Origin of the sequence: Streptomyces sp. NPDC059080, assembly GCF_042739975.1 — a bacterium.
GTDB classification, from domain to species: Bacteria; Actinomycetota; Actinomycetes; order Streptomycetales; family Streptomycetaceae; genus Streptomyces; species Streptomyces benahoarensis.
Genome location: NZ_JBHYGX010000002.1, coordinates 224,114 through 241,911 on the forward strand (window position 1 = coordinate 224,114; position 17,798 = coordinate 241,911).

10 protein-coding genes are annotated in these 17,798 nt (G+C 73.3%); 5 read left to right on the forward strand and 5 right to left on the reverse strand.

Translation table 11 applies throughout. The annotated features are described in order from the left end of the window. The first annotated feature begins 235 nt into the window (after positions 1 to 235). Both ACFWWQ_RS02105 and eccCa read left to right on the forward strand, forming a co-directional pair. A complete protein-coding gene (locus ACFWWQ_RS02105) occupies positions 236 to 667 on the forward strand; it encodes a YbaB/EbfC family nucleoid-associated protein (RefSeq protein WP_384588604.1) in 432 nt (143 codons plus the stop codon). A 61-nt stretch (positions 668 to 728) separates the two neighbouring features. Then, positions 729 to 4,817, forward strand: coding sequence for a type VII secretion protein EccCa (gene eccCa, locus ACFWWQ_RS02110; RefSeq protein WP_384588607.1), 4,089 nt, complete (start codon positions 729 to 731; stop codon positions 4,815 to 4,817). Positions 4,818 to 4,892: 75 nt separating this feature from the next. On the opposite strand, the gene ACFWWQ_RS02115 is transcribed toward eccCa, so the two are convergent. Next, complete coding sequence (locus ACFWWQ_RS02115; protein WP_384588611.1) at positions 4,893 to 7,703, reverse strand: SpoIIE family protein phosphatase; 2,811 nt, start codon at positions 7,701 to 7,703, stop codon at positions 4,893 to 4,895. A 478-nt stretch (positions 7,704 to 8,181) separates the two neighbouring features. On the opposite strand from ACFWWQ_RS02115, the gene ACFWWQ_RS02120 reads away from it, so the two are divergent. Then, a complete protein-coding gene (locus ACFWWQ_RS02120; RefSeq protein WP_384588619.1) occupies positions 8,182 to 8,871 on the forward strand; it encodes a TetR/AcrR family transcriptional regulator in 690 nt (229 codons plus the stop codon). 117 nt (positions 8,872 to 8,988) lie between these two features. Here the strand turns inward: ACFWWQ_RS02120 and ACFWWQ_RS02125 are convergent, their stop codons facing one another. Further along, positions 8,989 to 10,113 (reverse strand): DUF6214 family protein, encoded by a 1,125-nt coding sequence (locus ACFWWQ_RS02125; RefSeq protein WP_384588622.1) that lies wholly within the window; start codon positions 10,111 to 10,113, stop codon positions 8,989 to 8,991. A gap of 482 nt (positions 10,114 to 10,595) precedes the next feature. On the opposite strand from ACFWWQ_RS02125, the gene ACFWWQ_RS02130 reads away from it, so the two are divergent. Further along, positions 10,596 to 11,252 carry an endonuclease gene (locus ACFWWQ_RS02130; protein WP_384588625.1) on the forward strand — a complete coding sequence of 219 codons (657 nt, stop codon included), beginning with the start codon at positions 10,596 to 10,598 and terminating at the stop codon, positions 11,250 to 11,252. A 29-nt stretch (positions 11,253 to 11,281) separates the two neighbouring features. Here ACFWWQ_RS02130 and ACFWWQ_RS02135 read toward each other — a convergent pair whose 3' ends face one another. The 3 genes from ACFWWQ_RS02135 to ACFWWQ_RS02145 all read right to left on the reverse strand — a co-directional run bounded on the left by ACFWWQ_RS02135 (position 11,282) and on the right by ACFWWQ_RS02145 (position 17,035). Further along, positions 11,282 to 13,765, reverse strand: a complete 2,484-nt coding sequence (locus ACFWWQ_RS02135) for a phosphoketolase (protein ID WP_384588628.1) — start codon at positions 13,763 to 13,765, stop codon at positions 11,282 to 11,284. Between the two features lie 1,075 nt (positions 13,766 to 14,840). Further along, positions 14,841 to 15,878 carry a hypothetical protein gene (locus ACFWWQ_RS02140; protein WP_384588631.1) on the reverse strand — a complete coding sequence of 346 codons (1,038 nt, stop codon included), beginning with the start codon at positions 15,876 to 15,878 and terminating at the stop codon, positions 14,841 to 14,843. A 341-nt stretch (positions 15,879 to 16,219) separates the two neighbouring features. Beyond that, on the reverse strand, positions 16,220 to 17,035 hold the full coding sequence (locus ACFWWQ_RS02145) for a SigB/SigF/SigG family RNA polymerase sigma factor (RefSeq protein WP_384588635.1): 816 nt from the start codon (positions 17,033 to 17,035) through the stop codon (positions 16,220 to 16,222). A gap of 422 nt (positions 17,036 to 17,457) precedes the next feature. On the opposite strand from ACFWWQ_RS02145, the gene ACFWWQ_RS02150 reads away from it, so the two are divergent. After that, positions 17,458 to 17,646, forward strand: a complete 189-nt coding sequence (locus ACFWWQ_RS02150) for a DUF6381 family protein (protein ID WP_143942008.1) — start codon at positions 17,458 to 17,460, stop codon at positions 17,644 to 17,646. Positions 17,647 to 17,798 lie beyond the last annotated feature (152 nt).

Sequence of the window (17,798 nt, forward strand, 5' to 3'; positions counted from 1 at the left end):
GGGGGCGCGGCCGCACCGGACCGCCGTGCCCTCGCCCCGTCCCGGCTCGGAGGTCCCCGAACAGGGATCTGGCCAGGTGCGGGGCGGGGCGGGAGGATGTGCGTGGACCGATGCCGTTCCCCGCGCGCGACGCCCGGCAACCACCTGTCGCCCGGTGGCGCCCGAAAGGGCCGCCGTCGTCCGTCGTGCGCCGGCATCTCCGCGCCGTTTCCAGCCCGCACGAGGAGCACCGCCCATGTCCGACCGCCCATCGTTCGACCTCGCGGCCCTCACGGAGCGGATGCGCAGCCTTCAGGGAAACCTCGCCGGAATGAACGACGCCATCGGTGCGGCCGAGGCGACCGGTCACGCCGGTGGCGGTCTGGTCACCGCGAAGGTCAACGGCGAGGGCCGGGTGACGTCGCTGCGGATGGATCCGTCGGTCATCGACCCGGACGATCCGCAGACGCTGGAGGACCTGGTCATCGCGGCGATCGACGCGGCGCAGTCGACGCTCAAGGCGGCGCGCGTCGAGCAGGTCGAGGAGTTCACCCAGGGGCTCACCGGCCTCGCCGCCGGGCTGCGTGAGCAGACCGCGCGCCGTCCCAAGACCCCTCCGGTGAACCCGTTCGCCGCCGCCTCCGACGGTGGTGCCCACCCGCCCCAGAACGGTCCCGCCCCCCGCTGACGCGGTCAGCCGGGCCCACGCCCCTCCTCTGCCGCCCCACCTCCCTGCACAGAGAGCCCTGATGTCGCGGATCGTCTTCCACCGCCCCGCCCGGGTCGCCCCACCCCAACTCCCGACCGACCCGGTGGTGGTGGCCGCGCCACCACAGCCGATCGCCAAGGACTCCGGCGCCAACTGGCTGATGCTGCTGATGCCGCTGCTGTCCAGCATCAGCATGGCCGCCTACATGATCGTCGCGGGCAAGAAGATGCTGATCCTTCTCGGCATCTCCTTCGTCCTCCTCTCCATCGGCCTCACCTTCGGTGTCCGTATGCAGATGCGCGGCACCCAGCGCAAGCAGCGGCTGAGCGCCCGCGACCGCTATCTGGAACACCTCGTCGAGATCCGGAAGACGGCCCGTCAGGTCGCCTCCGACCAGCGCACCGTCGCCGCCTGGCAGCACCCCTCGCCGCACCGCCTGTGGGCCATCTCCCGGCGGCGGCGCCGCGTGTGGGAGCGCCGCCCCACCGACCCGGACTTCCTCCAGGTCCGGATCGGCACCGGCCGCGCGCCGCTGTCCACGCCGGTGCGGCTGGCGACCCGTAACGACCCCACGGTCGAGTACGACACCCGTGCCAAGGCCGCCGCGGACCGGCTCATCGAGAACACCTCGAGCGTCGGCCACCAGCCGGCGACCGTGGACCTCGACCAGTCCGGCGTGATCAGCGTGGTGGGACCGGCCGGGCACGCCCGTGGCGTGGCCCGGGCGCTGCTGAGCCAGGTCGCGGTGCTCCACGCGCCCGACGACGTCTGCCTGACCGTCGTCACCGGCGGCTCCGAGGACGCGCAGTGGGAATGGGCGAAGTGGCTGCCGCACACCCATGAGGAGGACGCGACGGGTGAGGCGGGCGTGGTCCCGCTGGTCGCGGAGGACTTCGACGGCGTCGCCGACCATCTCGCCGCCTGGCTGACCGCCGCGCACGAGCAGGCCGCCGCCGCCCGCCGCACCTTCACCTCCGGCCGCGAGGCCGCCGCCAACCGCCGCCGTCTCATCGTCCTCCTCGACGGCTACGACCCGCGCAGCGCCTGGGCCCGCTCCGCCGTCGCCACCCAGCTGCTGGCGGATGCGGGTCCCGGCACCGGCGTCACCGTCGTGTGTGTGGTGAGCCGCGAGGCCGACGAGCCGACCCGGGCCGATGTGCGGGTGCACGTCGACGACGAGGGGCGGCTGCTCATCGAGAACCGCCGCAACGACAACCGGGCCTCCGCGTATGTCGACGGGGCCGTCGCCGACGAGCCGAGCCCGGTGCTGTGCGCGGCGACCGCCCGTGCGCTGGCGCCGCTGCGGCTGTCCGCGGAGGGTGAGGAGATCCTCGCGCAGACCATGTCGCTGCCGAATCTGCTGGGCGTCCCGGACCTCGACTCGTTCGACCCGGAGGACCTGTGGATCGAGCCGGACTCCGAGGACGTGCTGCGCTTCCCGGTCGGCTTCGACGCCGAGGGCAAGCCCCTCGCCCTGGACCTGAAGGAAGCCGCTCAGAACGGTATGGGCCCGCACGGTCTGGTCGTCGGTGCCACCGGCTCCGGCAAGAGTGAGCTGCTGCGGACCCTGGTCGGCGGTCTGACCGCGATCCACTCGCCGGACATCCTCAGCTTCGTCCTCGTCGACTTCAAGGGCGGTGCGACGTTCGCTGGCGTCACCGAACTCCCGCACGTCGCCGGTCTGATCACCAACCTGGTGGACGACCTGGCCCTCGTCGACCGGGTCCGCGACGCCCTCCAGGGTGAGCAGCAGCGGCGTCAGAAGCTGCTGCGGGACGCCGGGAACCTCGACAACGTCCGCGAGTACCAGTTGCGCCGGGCCGCCGGGCAGACCGGGCCCGACGGGAAGCCGCTGGAGCCGCTGCCGTATCTCCTCGTCATCGTCGACGAGTTCGGTGAGCTGCTGTCCAGCCGTCCCGACTTCATCGACCTGTTCGTGCAGATCGGCCGCGTCGGCCGAAGCCTCGGCATCCACCTCCTGCTCGCCACCCAGCGGCTGGAGGAGGGCAAGCTCCGCGGTCTGGAGTCGAACCTCTCGTACCGGATCTGCCTGCGGACGTTCTCCGCCGCCGAGTCCCGCGCCGTCATCGGCACCCCGGACGCCTACCAGCTGCCGCCCATCCCCGGCTCCGCGTACCTCAAGGTCGCCGACTCGGTGTACGAGCGGTTCCGTGTGGCCCATGTCTCCGGGCCGCACGAGAGCCCCGAGGACCGGGACGCCGTCGAGGGCCCGGTGTCCGCGGCTCCCGTCCCGTTCGGGCTGCGGCTCGCGCCCGACCCGGACGCGGAACCGGCGCCCGAGCCCGAGCGGCGTTCCCGGCCGCTGCTCACCGGCCCCACCGAGATGCAGGTGCTGGTCGAGCGGCTGCTGCGCTCCGGGCAGGCCGTCCACCAGGTGTGGCTGCCGCCGCTGCCGCGGGCCCTGCCGCTGGACGCGCTCACCGGCCCGCTCGCCACGACGCCGGACGTCCCGGGGCTGCGCGCCCAGTGGTGGCCGGAGCACGGTTCGCTGAAGCTGCCGGTCGGCGTCGCGGACATCCCCGTGATGCAGCAACAGCACCCCGTCGTCCCGGACTTCGCGCACGAGTACGGGCATCTCGCCCTCATCGGCGCGCCCCAGTCCGGCAAGAGCATGTTCCTGCGCACCCTCATGCTCTCCGCGATGGCGACCCACTCCCCCGACGAGATCCAGTTCCTCTGCGTCGACTTCGGCGGCGGTGCGCTGGCGCCGTTCGACCGGGCGCCGCACGTCAGCGGCGTGGTCGGGCGGCACGACGTGGAGCGGGTGCAGCGCGCGCTGGCCGAGGTCAGCCAGCTGCTCACCGAGCGGGAGCAGCTCTTCCGGGAGCTGGGCATCGACTCCGCCGAGGAGTTCCGCCGCCGCCGCGCGGCCGGGGAGCTGCCCGACGGCGTCCGCAGCGCCGACATCTTCCTGCTCCTCGACAACTGGGCCGGGGTCCGCGGCGAGATGCTCGACCGGATGGACATCGACGCGACCGTGCTGGACATCGCGGCGCGCGGTCTGGGCGTCGCCATCCACATGGTGGTGACCGCCAACCGCTGGGCGGATCTGCGGATGGCGCTGCGCGACAGCATCGCCGCGCGGCTGGAACTGCGGCTCAACGACCCCGCCGAGTCGGAGATCGACCGCCGTGCGGCGCGCCGCTTCGCGTCCGCGACCGCCCCGGGCCGTGGTCTGGCCCCCGGCGGTGTGCAGTTCCAGGTGGCGCTGCCGCGTCTGGACGGCATGGACACCCTCGACGGGCTGGCCGACGCCCAGCAGGACGCCCTCACCAAGATCGCCGACTCCTGGCCGACGGCCGCGGCGCCGCCCATCCGGATGCTGCCGGAGCGGATCACCCTCACCGAACTGGCGGAGCTGCCCGCCGCAGCCGACCGTCCGGCGGCGGGCGTGGCGATCGGCGTGGCCGAGCAGGACCTGCTGCCGGTCCACCTCGAACTGACCGACGCGGACCCGCACTTCCTGGTGTTCGGCGACTCCGGTTCGGGCAAGTCCGCGTTCCTGCGCAGCTGGCTGACGCAGATGACCGAGCGGCACTCGGCGTGGGAGGCCCGCTTCATCGTCATCGACTACCGGCGTTCGCTGCTCGGCATCGTCCCCGACGAACACCTCGGCGCGTACGCGGGTGACGCCACCGCCGCCACCTTCTACGCCGAGCAGGTCGCCGAGAAGCTGGCCGAGCGGCTGCCGCCGGCCGATGTCACGCACCAGCAGCTGCGCGACCGCGACTGGTGGGAGGGGCCCGAGCTGTATGTCGTCGTCGACGACTACGACCTCGTCGCCCACGGGCGGCAGTCGCCGCTGTCGCCGCTCGTGGACTATCTTCCGCAAGCCCGTGAACTGGGCTTCCACCTGGTGGTGGCGCGCCGGGTGTCGGGTTTCGCGCGGACCGCGATGACGGATCCGATGCTGACCCGGGCGCGGGAGCTGGGCGCCTCCGGGCTGGTGCTGTCCGGCGATACGAAGGAGGGCGCGGTGCTGGGCGGCGAGCGCGCCGAGCAGCGGGTGCCGGGCCGTGGTGTGCTGGTGCAGCGCCGCGCCCCGCGGACGGTGGTGCAGCTCGCGCTCACCGAGGCGGACGCCGCCGAGCCGGACGGCGGCTACTGACCGCCGCACCGCGCTGAAGCCCGTACGTCGTGGGGCCCGGTCCGTCCGGGCCCCACACGCATGTGCGGGGCCGGGTCATTCCTCCTCGTCGTCCCACTGGTCGAGCAGGTCCTCGTCGCTCATCGTTTCGGTCGGCACCGGGGCGGGCTCCAGGGACTGTTCCGTCCACACCACCTTGCCGCGGTCGGGGTAGCGGGTCCCCCAGCGTTCGGCGAACTGCGACACCAGATACAGCCCGCGGCCGCCCTCGTCGGTCATCGCGGCGCGCCGCAGATGCGGTGCGGTGGGGCTGCCGTCGGACACCTCGCAGATGAGGCTGCGGGCCCGCAGCAGCCGTACGCGGACCGGGCCGGTGGCGTAGCGGATGGCGTTGGTGACGAGTTCGCTGAGGATGAGTTCGGTGGCGAACCCCAGGTCGGCCAGGCCCCAGGAGCCGAGCCGCCCGGCGACCTCCGCGCGGACCGGTGCGACGGCCGACGGGTCGCTGGGCACCGCCCATTCGGCGACGTGGTCGGCGTCCATGCGGCGGGTGGCGGCGACGAGCAGGGCGATGTCGTCGCCGGGCCGCGGTCCCACCATGGCGTCGAGGATCACCTGGCAGGTCTCCTCCGGTCCCGCGCCGGGCAGCCCCGCGAGGACGTCGCGGAGGGTGGCCAGACCGGTGTCGAGGTCGCGGTGGCGGTCGCTGATCAGCCCGTTGGTGAAGAGCACCAGCCGACTGCCCTCGGGCAACTCCAGCGTCGCCGTCTCGAACGGTTCGCCGCCGAGACCGAGCGGCGGTGAGACGGGGATGTCGGGGAAGCTGACCGTGCCGTCGGGCAGCACGAGCGCCGGACCGGGGTGCCCGTTGGTCGCCATGGTGCAGCGGCCGGAGGCCGGGTCGTAGACCGCGTACAGGCAGGTCGCGCCGGAGACCTGGGCGGTGTCGGCGGTGCCGCTGTCGTCGATCCGGCTGACCAGTTCGTCGAGGTAGCCGAGGAGTTCCTCGGGCGGCAGGTCCAGCGCGGAGAAGTTGTGCACGGCGGTACGCAATCGGCCCATGGTCGCGGCGGCGTGCAGACCCTGACCGACGACGTCCCCGACGACCAGCGCGACACGGGCCCCGGGCAGCGGGATGACGTCGAACCAGTCGCCGCCCACCCCCGCCTGCGCCGGGAGGTAGCGGTAGGCGGCGTCCACGGCGTCCTGGTCGGGGAGTTCGCCGGGGAGCAGGCTGCGCTGGAGGGCGACGGCGGTGGCGTGTTCGCGGGTGTAGCGGCGGGCGTTGTCGATGCAGACCGCGGTCCGCCCCACCAGCTCCTCGGCGAGGGCCAGATCGTCCTCGTCGAAGGGGTCGGACGCCGCGGTGCGCCAGAACTCGGCCAGGCCCAGCACCCGGCCGCGGGCCCGGACCGGCACGCTGATCAGCGAGACGAGGCCGAGGGCGTGGATCCGCTCGGCCCGCCCTGCGTCCGCCGGCCGGGTGATCCCCTCCGCGGAGGCCCCGGTCCGCCCGGGCGCCGCCGGCCCGCCGGCCAGCTCCGGCACCTCGGACAGGTCGGAGACGAGGACGGGCTCCCCCTCGGCGAGCGCCCGGGCGTGCGCGGCGGGCCGCATCGCGGTGACCGGTTCGCCGACGGGGAACGCCGCGCTGCCGCTGCCCGGTCCGGTCCCCGTCGGCACCGCGGTGACGGCCGTCCGGCGCAGCGACTGCCCGGCGATGTCCGGTTCGTTGCCGCGCAGCACCGGGTCGGCGAGGTCGACGGTGGCGACGTCGGCGAAGCGTGGGACGGCGACATCGGTCATCTCGCGGGCGGTGCGCCGCACGTCCAGGGTGGTGCCGACCCGGGCCCCGGCGTCGTGCAGCAGCTGCAGCCGCTCCCGGGCGGCCTCGGCGCGGCCGGTGACCGCCTGCAGTTCGGTGGTGTCGCGAAGCGTCGCGACGCTGCTGGCCGCGGAGTCCGGGCCGTCGGTGAGGCGGACGTTGATGACCAGCAGCCGGTCGCCCGCCGGGCGGACGGCGTCCGACACGGCGCGCCGGTCGGTGAGCAGCGCGGCGACGGACGGCTCCAGGCCCAGTGCGGTCACCGGCCGTCCCTCGGCGTCCGGCCCCAGACCGAGCAGGCGCCGTGCCTCGTCGTTGGTGAGCCGCAGCCGCCCGCCGGCATCCACGATCAGCACCCCCTCGCGGACGGCGTGCAGCACCGCGTCGTGGTGCTCGTACATCCGCGTCATCTCGGCGGGCCCCAGCCCGTGGGTCTGGCGGCGCACACGGCGGCCGACGAGGACGGTCCCGGCGGCGGACAGCACGAGGACGGCCGCGGCGCTCCCGAGCAGGACGGGCAGTTCCGCGGTGGTGTTGCTCTGCACCCGTTTGACGGTGACGCCGACCGAGACCAGCCCGGCGATCGAGCCGTCGTCGCGGGTGACGGGGACGACGGAGGTGACGGTGATGCCGTGGACACTGGGGATGGTGCGGGTGAAGGCGCCCGCGGTGAGGGCGTCCTGGTACATACGGTTGGCGTGTCGGCCGATGAGCGACGGGACGGGATCGGTGTAGCGGATGCCCTGAGGGCTGAGGACGACGACGAAGTCGACGCCGGCGGACTTACGGATCGCCTCCGCGCGCGGCTGCAGCTCCGCGGTGGGGTCCCGGCCGTCGAGGGCCTGTGCGGTGCCGGGTGCCAGGGCGAACGCCTCGGCGGCGGCCCGGGTGCTGTGCTGTGCGTCGCGGGTGCCGGCGTTGCGCGACTGGAGGACCAGCGCCAGCGCGGCGGCGGCCACGAGGACCACCACCAGCACCAGTTGCATCAGCATCAGCTGTCCCGCGAGACTCCGCGCGTTCCAAGGGACGCGCAGGGCCCGCGGTGGTGCGGAGCCCGGCGCCCGGTGCCCGTTCTTGCGCATGCGCTATCCGTCACCCGCCGGATCGCCACACACGCCCTGGCCGGAGACCGGCCCGGCCCTGTGGCTGAGGAACTGGAAGCATATCGATGCAAATATACCAATTTATCACCATGTTCGTGCGGAGCCCGCAGCCCCACCACCCGTTCCGCCGCATCCCCCTCACCCGCCCCACGGCAGCCGTTACCTCACTTTTTCGGCCATTCAGGAGGTTTACGGAGAAGCGGGGAGGGAGCGCCGCACGGGCCGGGGAATGCACGGCGCGAGCGGACGAAGATCCACAATGCTGCAGCGCCCGCGCGCCGCACCCTTGCGATTCCCCGCTCGGACGCCGCGCACGGGCGCTGCCACGGACTGGTTCGGACGATCCCCCGCGTCGTCCGAACCAGCCGGTGCGGCCGGATCTCATGCCTCGAAAGGCGGGCACCCGGCTTGCCCTGAGTATACTGGCTGCCAGCCAGCCAACGCAGGAGTTATCAGGATGTCCCCCCGCAGCGCATCGGTCAACGAAGAACTGCGGCGGCGTTCCCGCGAGCGGCTGCTCCAGGCGACGGTCGACCTCGTGGGCGAGCGCGGCTACGACGCCACCACCCTCGGCGACATCGCCCGCCGGGCGGGCACCGCACGCGGTCTGGTCTCGTATTACTTCCCCGGCAAACGACAGCTTCTGCAGTCGGCCGTGCACCGCCTGATGCACCTCACCCTCCAGGAGGCCCTGGAGCGCGAACCGCGCCCGGAGGGCCCCGAAGCGGGCCGCGAGCTGATGGCCCGCGCCATCGACGCGATCCTTGGCCTCACCCGCGACCACCCGCTGCTGATGCGCACCCACATGGCGGGCATCCTCACCGCCGACGGCTTCATCCAGTGCCCCGAGCAGCAGCAACTGGCCCATCTCCTGCGCGAAACCGTCATCGCCTACGGCTCCACCGACCCGGACGCCGACTACCCCCTGCTCCGCGCCCTGCTGATGGGCACGGTCGTCCCGCTGCTCCTGCCCGGCGCCCCCACACCGCTCCCCCGCCTGCGCGCGGAACTCTTCCAACGGTACGGACTCGATGGGGAGTCGGGGTTTCCGCCGGAGCCGGAGGGCGGGCCGGAGAACGGAGCGGACGCCCCGGGGGCCGGGACGCGGGTGGATGCGCCGCGGGGTGGGGAGCAGGGGCCCTCTTAGGGGCTGCGTTCGCCGGTTAGGGGCTGCGTTCGCCGCGGCGTATTTCCTGAGAGCGCTGTTGCCGGGTGCGCTCCCTCCCGGTCTGCTCCTCGGACCCGCCGAAGAACGGATGTCCCGTCAACGCCGGTGGTGCCGGGGCGACAGCAGGCCCGCGTCGCGTGCACCGGCGATCAGGCGCAAGGCCCGGCGGCGCCCCCGTCCGGTCGCGCTCATCACCGCTTCCACCGGGTCCCGCCCTTCCCTCTGCGCCTCCCGGTACGCGTCGGCCACCACCTTGCTCCGGTCACCGCCCCGCCCCCACATCGCCCATCCTTCGGCCGCGGCGGGCTCAGTGACCGCGGCGGAGGGATCGGCTCGGGAGGGGGACGGGGCGGGGTCAGTGGCGTCCGGAGTGTCGGTTTCGGGGGTGGCGGCTTCCGGGGTGTCGGCTTCCGGGGTGTCGGTTTGGGGGGTGGCGGCTTCCGGGGTGGCGGTTTCCGGAGTGCCGGACGGCTCGGGGGCAGGAGCGGCGTCGGGGTCGGCGGTCCGGGCCTCGGTGGGGTCGGCCGGTGATCCGGTGGCGACGGTCCGGGCCTCGGCGGGGTCGGCCGGTGATCCGGGGTCGGCGGTCGGTTCGGCGGCTGGCGCTGCCGCTGGGGGCGTCGCCGACTCCGTTGCCGCAGCCGTTGCCCGGCCCGTAGCCGACTCCGGCACTCGATCCGTCGTGTGTGCCACCACTGGTTCCGCAGCCGGATCCGGCGCTCGATCCGCCGAGGGGCCCGCGCCGGGCCCGATGGACGGCACGGCGCCACCGGCCGACGGCTCACCCTCCGCGGGGGGTGTGCCGCCACTCCCCCGCGCGCCGCCGTCGTACGGTCCGCCCGCGGCCGACGGATCTGCGGCGGGGGCCGGTACGGGGCGGGGCCTGCGGGTGCGGCCGGTGGCGATGCGGCAGGCGTCGTCGAGCGGGCCCTCGATCCAGTGGGCGAGGGTAGCGAGCCCGCTGAGCGGCAACGGCGGGTCGGCCCGCAGGTCCTCCACGGTGATGCCGTCGTCCTCGACGGTGACCAGCACGTCGATCCGGGCGCCGTCGGGGAACGTCAGCCGGGCGCTCACCCAGGGCTCCAGCGGATCCAGCCGGGACGGCGCGGCATCGGCCGTCTCCAGGGGGCCGTCCCCGTCCGGGAGGCCGTCCGCGCCCTCGCGGGACGGCGCGGCCGAGCCGTGTCCGCGCAGTTCCCAGGCGGGCCAGTCACCCCTCATGTCCTGGGCTTCATATCGTTCACTAACGGTATAAAAGTCGCTTTCCGACACGGGGGAAACCTAGCGCCCACCCCGCCCGGCCCAGCCGCGCGGCACGCTCATCGCACCGGGACTACACCGATAGCGCAGCTCACTTCACCGGCGGAGCGCGGCTCACCTGCTCGGAGGCCCGGCATCCGGGCGCCCCCCGTACCGCTCCCGCCCGGTCAGCGCTCGCCGAGCCGTTCCGCCTGGAGGTCGGCCGCGCGCAGGACGCCGTCGATCAGGCCGGGGAACAGCGCGTCCAGATCCTCCGTGCGCAGGGCGTTCATCTTCCTTGATGGTACGAGGGCCATCGCAGTTCCCCGGCCGTCACCCGGGGGCGCACTCCCCGAACCGGGCGCCCCCATCCCATCCCCGCGCGCCGCCCCGCCCACCCGTGAGACAACGGAGAGGAGGGGGCGGTCACGGTGTCCGCGGGGGCGAGGGACGGAGGTGCGAGCATGAGCCGGAAGCGCGACCGGGACGTGGCCAGGGTCCTGCTGGACCGGCACGGTACGACGTACGCGGCGGAGGCGGGCATCCGGCTGCGGGACACCCCGCAGCCGCTCTATCAGCTCCTGGTGCTGGCGTTGCTGCTCAGCGCCCGGATCCGGGCCTCGGTCGCGGTGGCGGCGGCCCGCGAACTGTTCGCCGCCGGGATGCGCACCCCCCGCTCGATGGCCGAGGCCACCTGGCAACAGCGCGTCGACGCCCTGGGCGAGGGCGGCTACCGGCGCTACGACGAGCGGACGGCCACCCAACTCGGCTCCGGCGCCACGCTGCTGCACGACTCCTGCGGCGGCGATCTGCGGCGTATACGGGACGCGGCCGACGGCGACCCCGGCGCGCTGAGCGACGCGTTGCAGGAGCTCCCCGGCATCGGCCCGGCCGGGGCCGCGATCTTCCTCCGCGAGGTGCAAGGGGTGTGGCCCGCCCTCGCGCCGTTCCTCGACGGCAAGGCCCTCCAGGGCGCCGAACGGCTCGGCCTCCCGCAGGACCCCGGCCGACTGGCCACGCTCGTCCCGGACGAGGACCTCGCCGCGTTCGCCGCCGCCCTGGTCCGGGCCGCCCTCGACGCCCACGTGGCCGACGACGTACGCGACGCCTGCGACGGTTGAGCCGACGATGAGGCGTGGGGCGGCCGCCGTCAGCCCTCGCCCCACGTCCAGTCGGCGACCTCCGGCAGGTCCGTGCCGTGGCGGCGGGTCCAGGCGTGGTGGCGGATGCGGGCGTCGGCCATGGCCTGGCGTGCCGCGACGGCGCGGCTGCCGAGCCCGGGCACCCGGTCCACGACGTCCATGACCAGCCGGAACCGGTCGAGGTCGTTGCGGACCAGCATGTCGAACGGCGTGGTCGTCGCCCCCTCCTCCTGGTAGCCGCGCACATGCAGCTGCTCGTGCCCGGCCCGCCGGTACGTCAGCCGGTGGATCAGCCAGGGGTAGCCGTGGTAGGCGAAGATCACCGGCCGGTCGCGGGTGAAGACCGCGTCGTACTCGGCGTCCGGCATGCCGTGCGGATGCGCGTCGCGCGGCATCAGGCGGGCCGGATCGACGACATTGACGACGCGGACCGCCAGGTCGGGCAGCTGGCGGCGGAGCAGCCAGGCGGCGGCCAGGGCCTCCTGGGTGGGCACATCGCCCGCACAGGCCAGCACGACATCCGGTTCGCGGCTGCCGTCCTCCGTCCCGGCCCACTCCCAGACGCCGACGCCCCGCGCACAGTGCGCCCGGGCCTCCTCCAGCGTCAGCCAGTCGAACGTCGGCTGCTTGCCCGCCACGATCACATTGACGTAGTCGCGGGAGCGCAGGGCGTGATCCGCGACCGAGAGCAGGGTGTTGGCGTCCGGCGGGAGATAGACCCGGACCACCTCGGGGCTCTTGTTCAGGACATGGTCGACGAAACCAGGGTCCTGGTGGGAGAAACCGTTGTGGTCCTGACGCCAGACATGCGAGCTGAGCAGGTAGTTCAGGGACGCGACGGGGCGGCGCCAGGGCAGTCGGCGGGCGGTGCGCAGCCATTTGATGTGCTGGTTGACCATCGAGTCCACGATGTGCGCGAACGCCTCGTAACTCGCGAACAGCCCGTGCCTGCCGGTCAGCAGATACCCCTCCAGCCACCCCTGGCACAGATGCTCCGACAGCACCTCCATGACCCGGCCGTCGCGCGCCAGATGCTCGTCCGTCGGGAGCGTCTCGGCCTGCCATGCCTTGGCAGTCGCCCCGTAGAGCGCCTGGAGACGGTTGGAGGCGGTCTCGTCGGGGCCGACGACGCGGAAGTCGCGGCGCGCGGCCGTCGCCGCCATCACCCCTTCGAGGAGCCCGCCGAGGACCCGCGTCGGCTCGTGCGTCCGCCTCCCCGGAGCCTCGACGTCCACGGCGTACTCCTCCAGCGGCGGGATCGGCAGGTCGCGCAGGAGGAGTCCGCCGTTGGCGTGCGGGGACGCACCGAGCCGGCGGTCGCCCTCCGGGACGCGCGCCAGCACCTCCGGGCGCGGCCGTCCGCCCTCGTCGAACAGCTCGCGCGGCCGGTACGAGTGGAGCCAGGACTCCAGTTGCCGCAGGTGGGCGGGGTTCTCGCGGACGGCGGGCAGCGGCACCTGATGGGCGCGCCAGGTGCCCTCGACCGGCACCCCGTCGACGTCGTGCGGGCCGGTCCACCCCTTGGGCGTACGGAGCACGATCATCGGCCAACGCGGCCGGTCGGCGCCGCCGTCCGCACGGGCCCGCCGCTGGATCGCGGCGATATGGTCGAGCGCACGGTCCAGCGCGGCGGCCATCGCGTGGTGCACCGGGCCGGGTGCGTCGCCCGTGACGTACAGCGGCTCATGGCCGTAGCCGCGCAGCAACGCGTCCAGCTCCGCCTCGGGGATGCGGGCGAGGAGGGCCGGGTTGGCGATCTTGTAGCCGTTGAGGTGCAGGATCGGCAGGACCGCGCCGTCGTGCACCGGATCGAGAAACTTGTTGGCGTGCCAGGACGCCGCGAGCGGCCCGGTCTCCGCCTCGCCGTCGCCGATGACACAGGCGACGACCAGCTCCGGATTGTCGAACGCCGCCCCGTACGCATGCGTCAGCGCGTACCCCAGCTCCCCGCCCTCGTGCAGCGAACCGGGCGTCTCCGGCGCGACATGACTGGGCACACCCCCGGGGAACGAGAACTGCCGGAACAACTCCGCCATCCCCGCCGCGTCCCGGCTCACATCCGGGTACGTCTCGGAGTACGAACCGTCCAGCCAGGAGTGCGCGAGCACGGCCGGACCACCGTGCCCCGGCCCCCAGACACAGACGGCGTCCAGGCCCCGGGCCTTGATCACGCGGTTGAGGTGGGTGTGGACGAGAGTGAGACCGGGCGAGGTGCCCCAGTGCCCGAGCAGCCGGGGCTTGATGTGCTCCGGCCGCAACGGCTCGGTCAGCAGCGGGTTTCCCCTGAGGTAGATCTGCCCGGCGGCCAGGTAGTTGGCGGCCCGCCATTGGGCGTCCAGTTCTGCCAGTTCGGTGGGGGTCAGGGCGGTGGGGGTGCCCGGCTTGGTGGGGGTGAGTTGGCTGGTGGGTGGAGGGTCTGTGGTGCTTGACGCTTCGGTGGATCCCTTGGCGGGCGTGGCGGCGGGGCCGACCGGGTCGGTGGGGTGGGGCATGCGGGGCATCTCCTGGGGTGGGGCCCGAGCGCTCGCGGGCCCGGGGGTTCGCGGGGCGGTTGCCGTGGGCGGACCGGCGGGGCGTTTGCGGGGCCTCACTTCGTTCGCCCGGCGGACGGGGGCGGACGACGGGGGCCGGCGAGGTTGAGAGGCTTTCCCTACGAGAACGAGTGCGGTGGGGTCGCGAGTGCGCCTGGCGGATGCCGTGTACCGGACCGGGGAACTACGCCGCCGGCGTCGGGGCCGGGTGTCAGGTGGCGGCCTACGAAGATCGGGGAGACGTCGCCTGGAGTGGGGTGGGCTGTGGGTTGAGGCACCCGTCTCAGCCCGGGCCCGTCCCGGTCCGTTTTTCCGGTTCCGCCCTGGTCCGAGCCCGGTACTCCGGTCCGTCTCGGTCGGGATCCGCCCCGGTCCGGTCCGCGCGGGACCGTCAGTCCGGCGGCTCGGGAACCTGCGGCTCGTCGTCAGGATCGGAGTCCGGCTTGCGTACCGGCCCGGGCTCTTCCTGCGGCTCCGGCTCTTCCGGCACCGGCCCACGGGGCTGAGGATCCCTGGGCACCGGACCTGGCTCACCGGGCACGGGCCCGGATCCGTCGGGGGCTGATTCGGTCGTCATCGTCGTTCCTTCTTCCCTGGGGCTCTTGCGGAACCACCGCACAGAAGCACACCCCTTGACGCCTACCACGGCGTCCGCCCCCTGCCTGTCGCAACCACCCGCCTGCCTGATTCGCCTGGGGCGATTCGGGCTTACGGAACGGATCCGCGCCCCGGGTACGGGCCTGCGGACCACGGGGGTACGGGCCTCTGGGGCAATGTGGGTCGACGTTGAGGCGTTGCCGCACGATGGGCATCTCGGCGCTGCCCGCAGCCGACTCATATGCGAGGCCCGGGGCGGCGCCCTCACAGGCCGACCCGCATGCGCTGGTGCGCACAGGGGCGAGCCCAGCGGCAGACCGGCCTCGTTCCAGACGTCCGGCTCTGGCTACAGGTACCCGGGTCCGACGGGTCCGTGCCGTTCAAACCGGTCCGTACGGTCGCCCGCCGGAGGGAGCGGATGAGACGGCATCGGACGCGGTCAGCCGGCCTCAGTCAAGCGCCCCCGCCCCATGTTCCGCCCATCAATGTGCCTGCTGGATGCCGGAGGAGGCGGCAGCCCTATCGGATTGGGGAACGGCAACAGCCTGGTGGCGAGGACGCGATGGGTGACGGGCGTCAGGTCCCGCAGGAGTTGGCCGGTCTGTGCGGTGCTGAGAGGTCTGAGGAGCCGGGCGGCGAGGTCGTCGGTACGTTGCTCGATCTCCGTTCGTTCCGCTGCGCCGCGGGTGGTCGCAGCGCCCTGGCTGTCGACCAGGCCACGCGAGCACAGGCGGGCCGTTGCCGCGGTCCATTCCTCCTCGGTCCAGCCCCGGTCCTGGCGCATCGACTCCTCGGGGACGAGGCCGCAGGCCACGGCCAGGACCAGGGATTCGCAGCCGTCGAGTTCGTGTTCGGCGAGAACGGAGAGGTGGGCATCGCCGCGGAACTCCCTGAGAGCGGTGGCGAGTTGCCACAGGTCTTCGACCGGGTCGGCGCGGTCGCAGAGTGCCTGGTTCGCGGCGAACAGGGGCCGCGCGGCTCTCGGCGCGTCGTCGACCATGGCTCTGAGGGCGGGGGCCACCTTCGCGACGGATGTCTCGACCGCCGGATCGGCGGCCCGCAGCGCGTCGGCGGCGCAGCGGGCGCGGGCGTCGAGAACGCGCTCCGGGCCGACCGCGTCCCAGGCGGCCGGGAGGGCACGGGCGATCATGGCGGGGGCGAACACGCCCAGCAGTTCGGTGGCCGGCGGGGCGGACACGGCACCCAGCGGTGCCGTGCGGGCGGCGAAGTAGCCCATCCAGTAGCCCTTGAGGCCGATGGCCTTTCCGAGGCCGCGGCAGGTTGCGTCGAAGTAGCTGACGGCGTGAAGCGGCTCGGTCAGGCGCCAGAGTGTCCGGGCTGCGGCGGATGCCTCCGCTGCTGCTTCCGGCTGGGGCCGTCCCTGCGTTCGGCCCGTTGCTCGGTCGTGCCGCTCGTTTCGGTCGTGTTCCTCGCTCCGGCCGTGATGTCTGCTGCGGCCCTGCCCCTGCGCCTGCACTTCTCCCCCGCCTTCCTCTCCGGCTCCGACTTGATGTGTTGCGGCGTCGATGGGGCGAACGCTACCGCCGCGTAGGGCGGGTGGGCACGGGATTCGAGGAAGGTCAGGGGGCGATCAGGGACATCCCTGAGCGATCACGGAGGGTGACAGTGTGTGATCTCAGGGAGAAGTCAGGTGCGAGGCGGGAACTCACCGTTGCCGAAGGCAGATCGTCCACGAAGGCAGATCGTCGCCGGAACCCGAGCGCGACCGACGCCTCGCGCAGGCGACCACCGCTCGGTCCGCCAGGCGGCCGCGCCACCTGGCTTCCGGTCCAGTCTGCCGATCCGCCGATGCCGCAGTCACGATTGCGGCGCCAGCGCCTTCTCGCGCACATACGCGCAGGAGCGGCGCAGCAGCCGGGAGACATGCATCTGGGAGACACCGACCCGGTCGGCGATTTCGCTCTGCGTCAGGCCGAGATAGAACCGCAGGTAGAGGATGTGGCGTTCGCGTGCGGGCAGGGTGCGCAGGCCGGTGGCGGCGGCTTCCCGGTCGTCGACCAGTCCGAGTGCCGGGTCCTCCTGTCCGAGGAGGTCGCCGAGGGTCTGCTGGGTGTCCTCGCCGCCGAGGGGGCGTTCCAGGGAGAGCGCGGTGAAGGTCTTCTGGGCGTCGAGGCCGATGAGGACGTCTTCGTAGGGCATGCCGGTGTGGGCGGCGACGTCCTGCACGGTGATGGTGGCGTGGCCAGGACGGATGGCGAGTTCCTGGCGGGCCCGGTGGACCTGGGCGCGGAGTTCCTGGGCGCGTCGGGGGACGTGGACGGCCCACAGTTCGTCGCGGAAGTGGCGCTTGATCTCGCCGATGATGGTGGGGACGGCGAAGGCCCCGAAGGCGGTGCCGACACCGGGGTCGAACCGGTCGATGGCCTTGAGCAGGCCGAGGGCGGCGACCTGGCGGAGGTCCTCGTCGCTTTCGCCGCGGCCGCTGTAGCGGCGGGCGAGGCGGTGGGCCATCGGGAGCCACGCGCAGACGATTTCCTCGCGCAGCCGGACGCGGGCGGGGCCGTCCGGGAGGGTGGCGAGCTGGTGCAGGGCGGCGCGGGTGTCCGGGTCGAGTTGCGGCGTCCGGCGTCCGGCGGGCGCCTGGTGGGCGACGCGTCCGGTGTGGATTGTCATTCCCCTCACGCCTTCCGTTCCGTTCGGTGGTCCGCAGAGTGCGGGGTCCGCGGCGGGTGTTCCGGTCGGTGTCCGCGGGGCCGTGGTGCGGCCGTGGGCTCCCGTGTCCCGGCGCCTGTGCGGGGCCGCGCGCTCGGAGCGTTTCCGCCCGTCCACTGGGTACTCGGGGCGTCTCCGCCCGTTGGCGCGGCGTTCCTTCACTCGTCCGTGTGACGTCTCTTCCACTGTGCAGCAGGCGGGAGCGGTGTGCGCGACAGCGTTCCCGGCCGCTGGTGGCGGAAGGTCGCAGTGAGGCGACGCCGCCGTGGGGCCGGGTGGTGACCGTGGGTGATTCTTCAAGGTGCCGATGGGGGCGGGCGCTGATTCGCTGGTGGTGGAGGCAGCCGACCCGTGTTTCCGTTCGGACCGTTCGAGGAGTGATCATGAGCGCAGACGAAGTGCGCGGCCGGATCCGGCAGATGCGTGAGAAGGCGCAGCAGCTGGAGGACGCGGCGCAGCACACCAGCGACCCCGCCGAACGCGACCGCCTCAAGGAGAAGGCCCGGAAGCTGCAGAGCCGCAGTGAGCAGGAGAGCGGCATGAGGAGCGGGGACATTCATCCGTCCCTGTGAGGGGGTTCGGGGTCTGTGACTCACGACGAGTCCCTGGCCATGGCCGCCCGTAGGGGAACCGGGTGTGCGTCCCCGGGGAGGGACAAAGCGGCTGTGCCCGCCCCCCCGGGCGGGGGGCGCAACCCCGTTTCGGGTGGGGGGGGCCCAAATGG

Coding starts and splice junctions, on each gene's coding strand:
- ACFWWQ_RS02105 (WP_384588604.1), top strand. CDS start 236: ATGTCCGACCGCCCATCGTTCGACCTCGCGGCCCTCACGGAGCGGATG.
- eccCa (WP_384588607.1), top strand. CDS start 729: ATGTCGCGGATCGTCTTCCACCGCCCCGCCCGGGTCGCCCCACCCCAA.
- ACFWWQ_RS02115 (WP_384588611.1), bottom strand. CDS start 7,703: ATGCGCAAGAACGGGCACCGGGCGCCGGGCTCCGCACCACCGCGGGCC.
- ACFWWQ_RS02120 (WP_384588619.1), top strand. CDS start 8,182: ATGTCCCCCCGCAGCGCATCGGTCAACGAAGAACTGCGGCGGCGTTCC.
- ACFWWQ_RS02125 (WP_384588622.1), bottom strand. CDS start 10,113: ATGAGGGGTGACTGGCCCGCCTGGGAACTGCGCGGACACGGCTCGGCC.
- ACFWWQ_RS02130 (WP_384588625.1), top strand. CDS start 10,596: ATGAGCCGGAAGCGCGACCGGGACGTGGCCAGGGTCCTGCTGGACCGG.
- ACFWWQ_RS02135 (WP_384588628.1), bottom strand. CDS start 13,765: ATGCCCCACCCCACCGACCCGGTCGGCCCCGCCGCCACGCCCGCCAAG.
- ACFWWQ_RS02145 (WP_384588635.1), bottom strand. CDS start 17,035: ATGACAATCCACACCGGACGCGTCGCCCACCAGGCGCCCGCCGGACGC.
- ACFWWQ_RS02150 (WP_143942008.1), top strand. CDS start 17,458: ATGAGCGCAGACGAAGTGCGCGGCCGGATCCGGCAGATGCGTGAGAAG.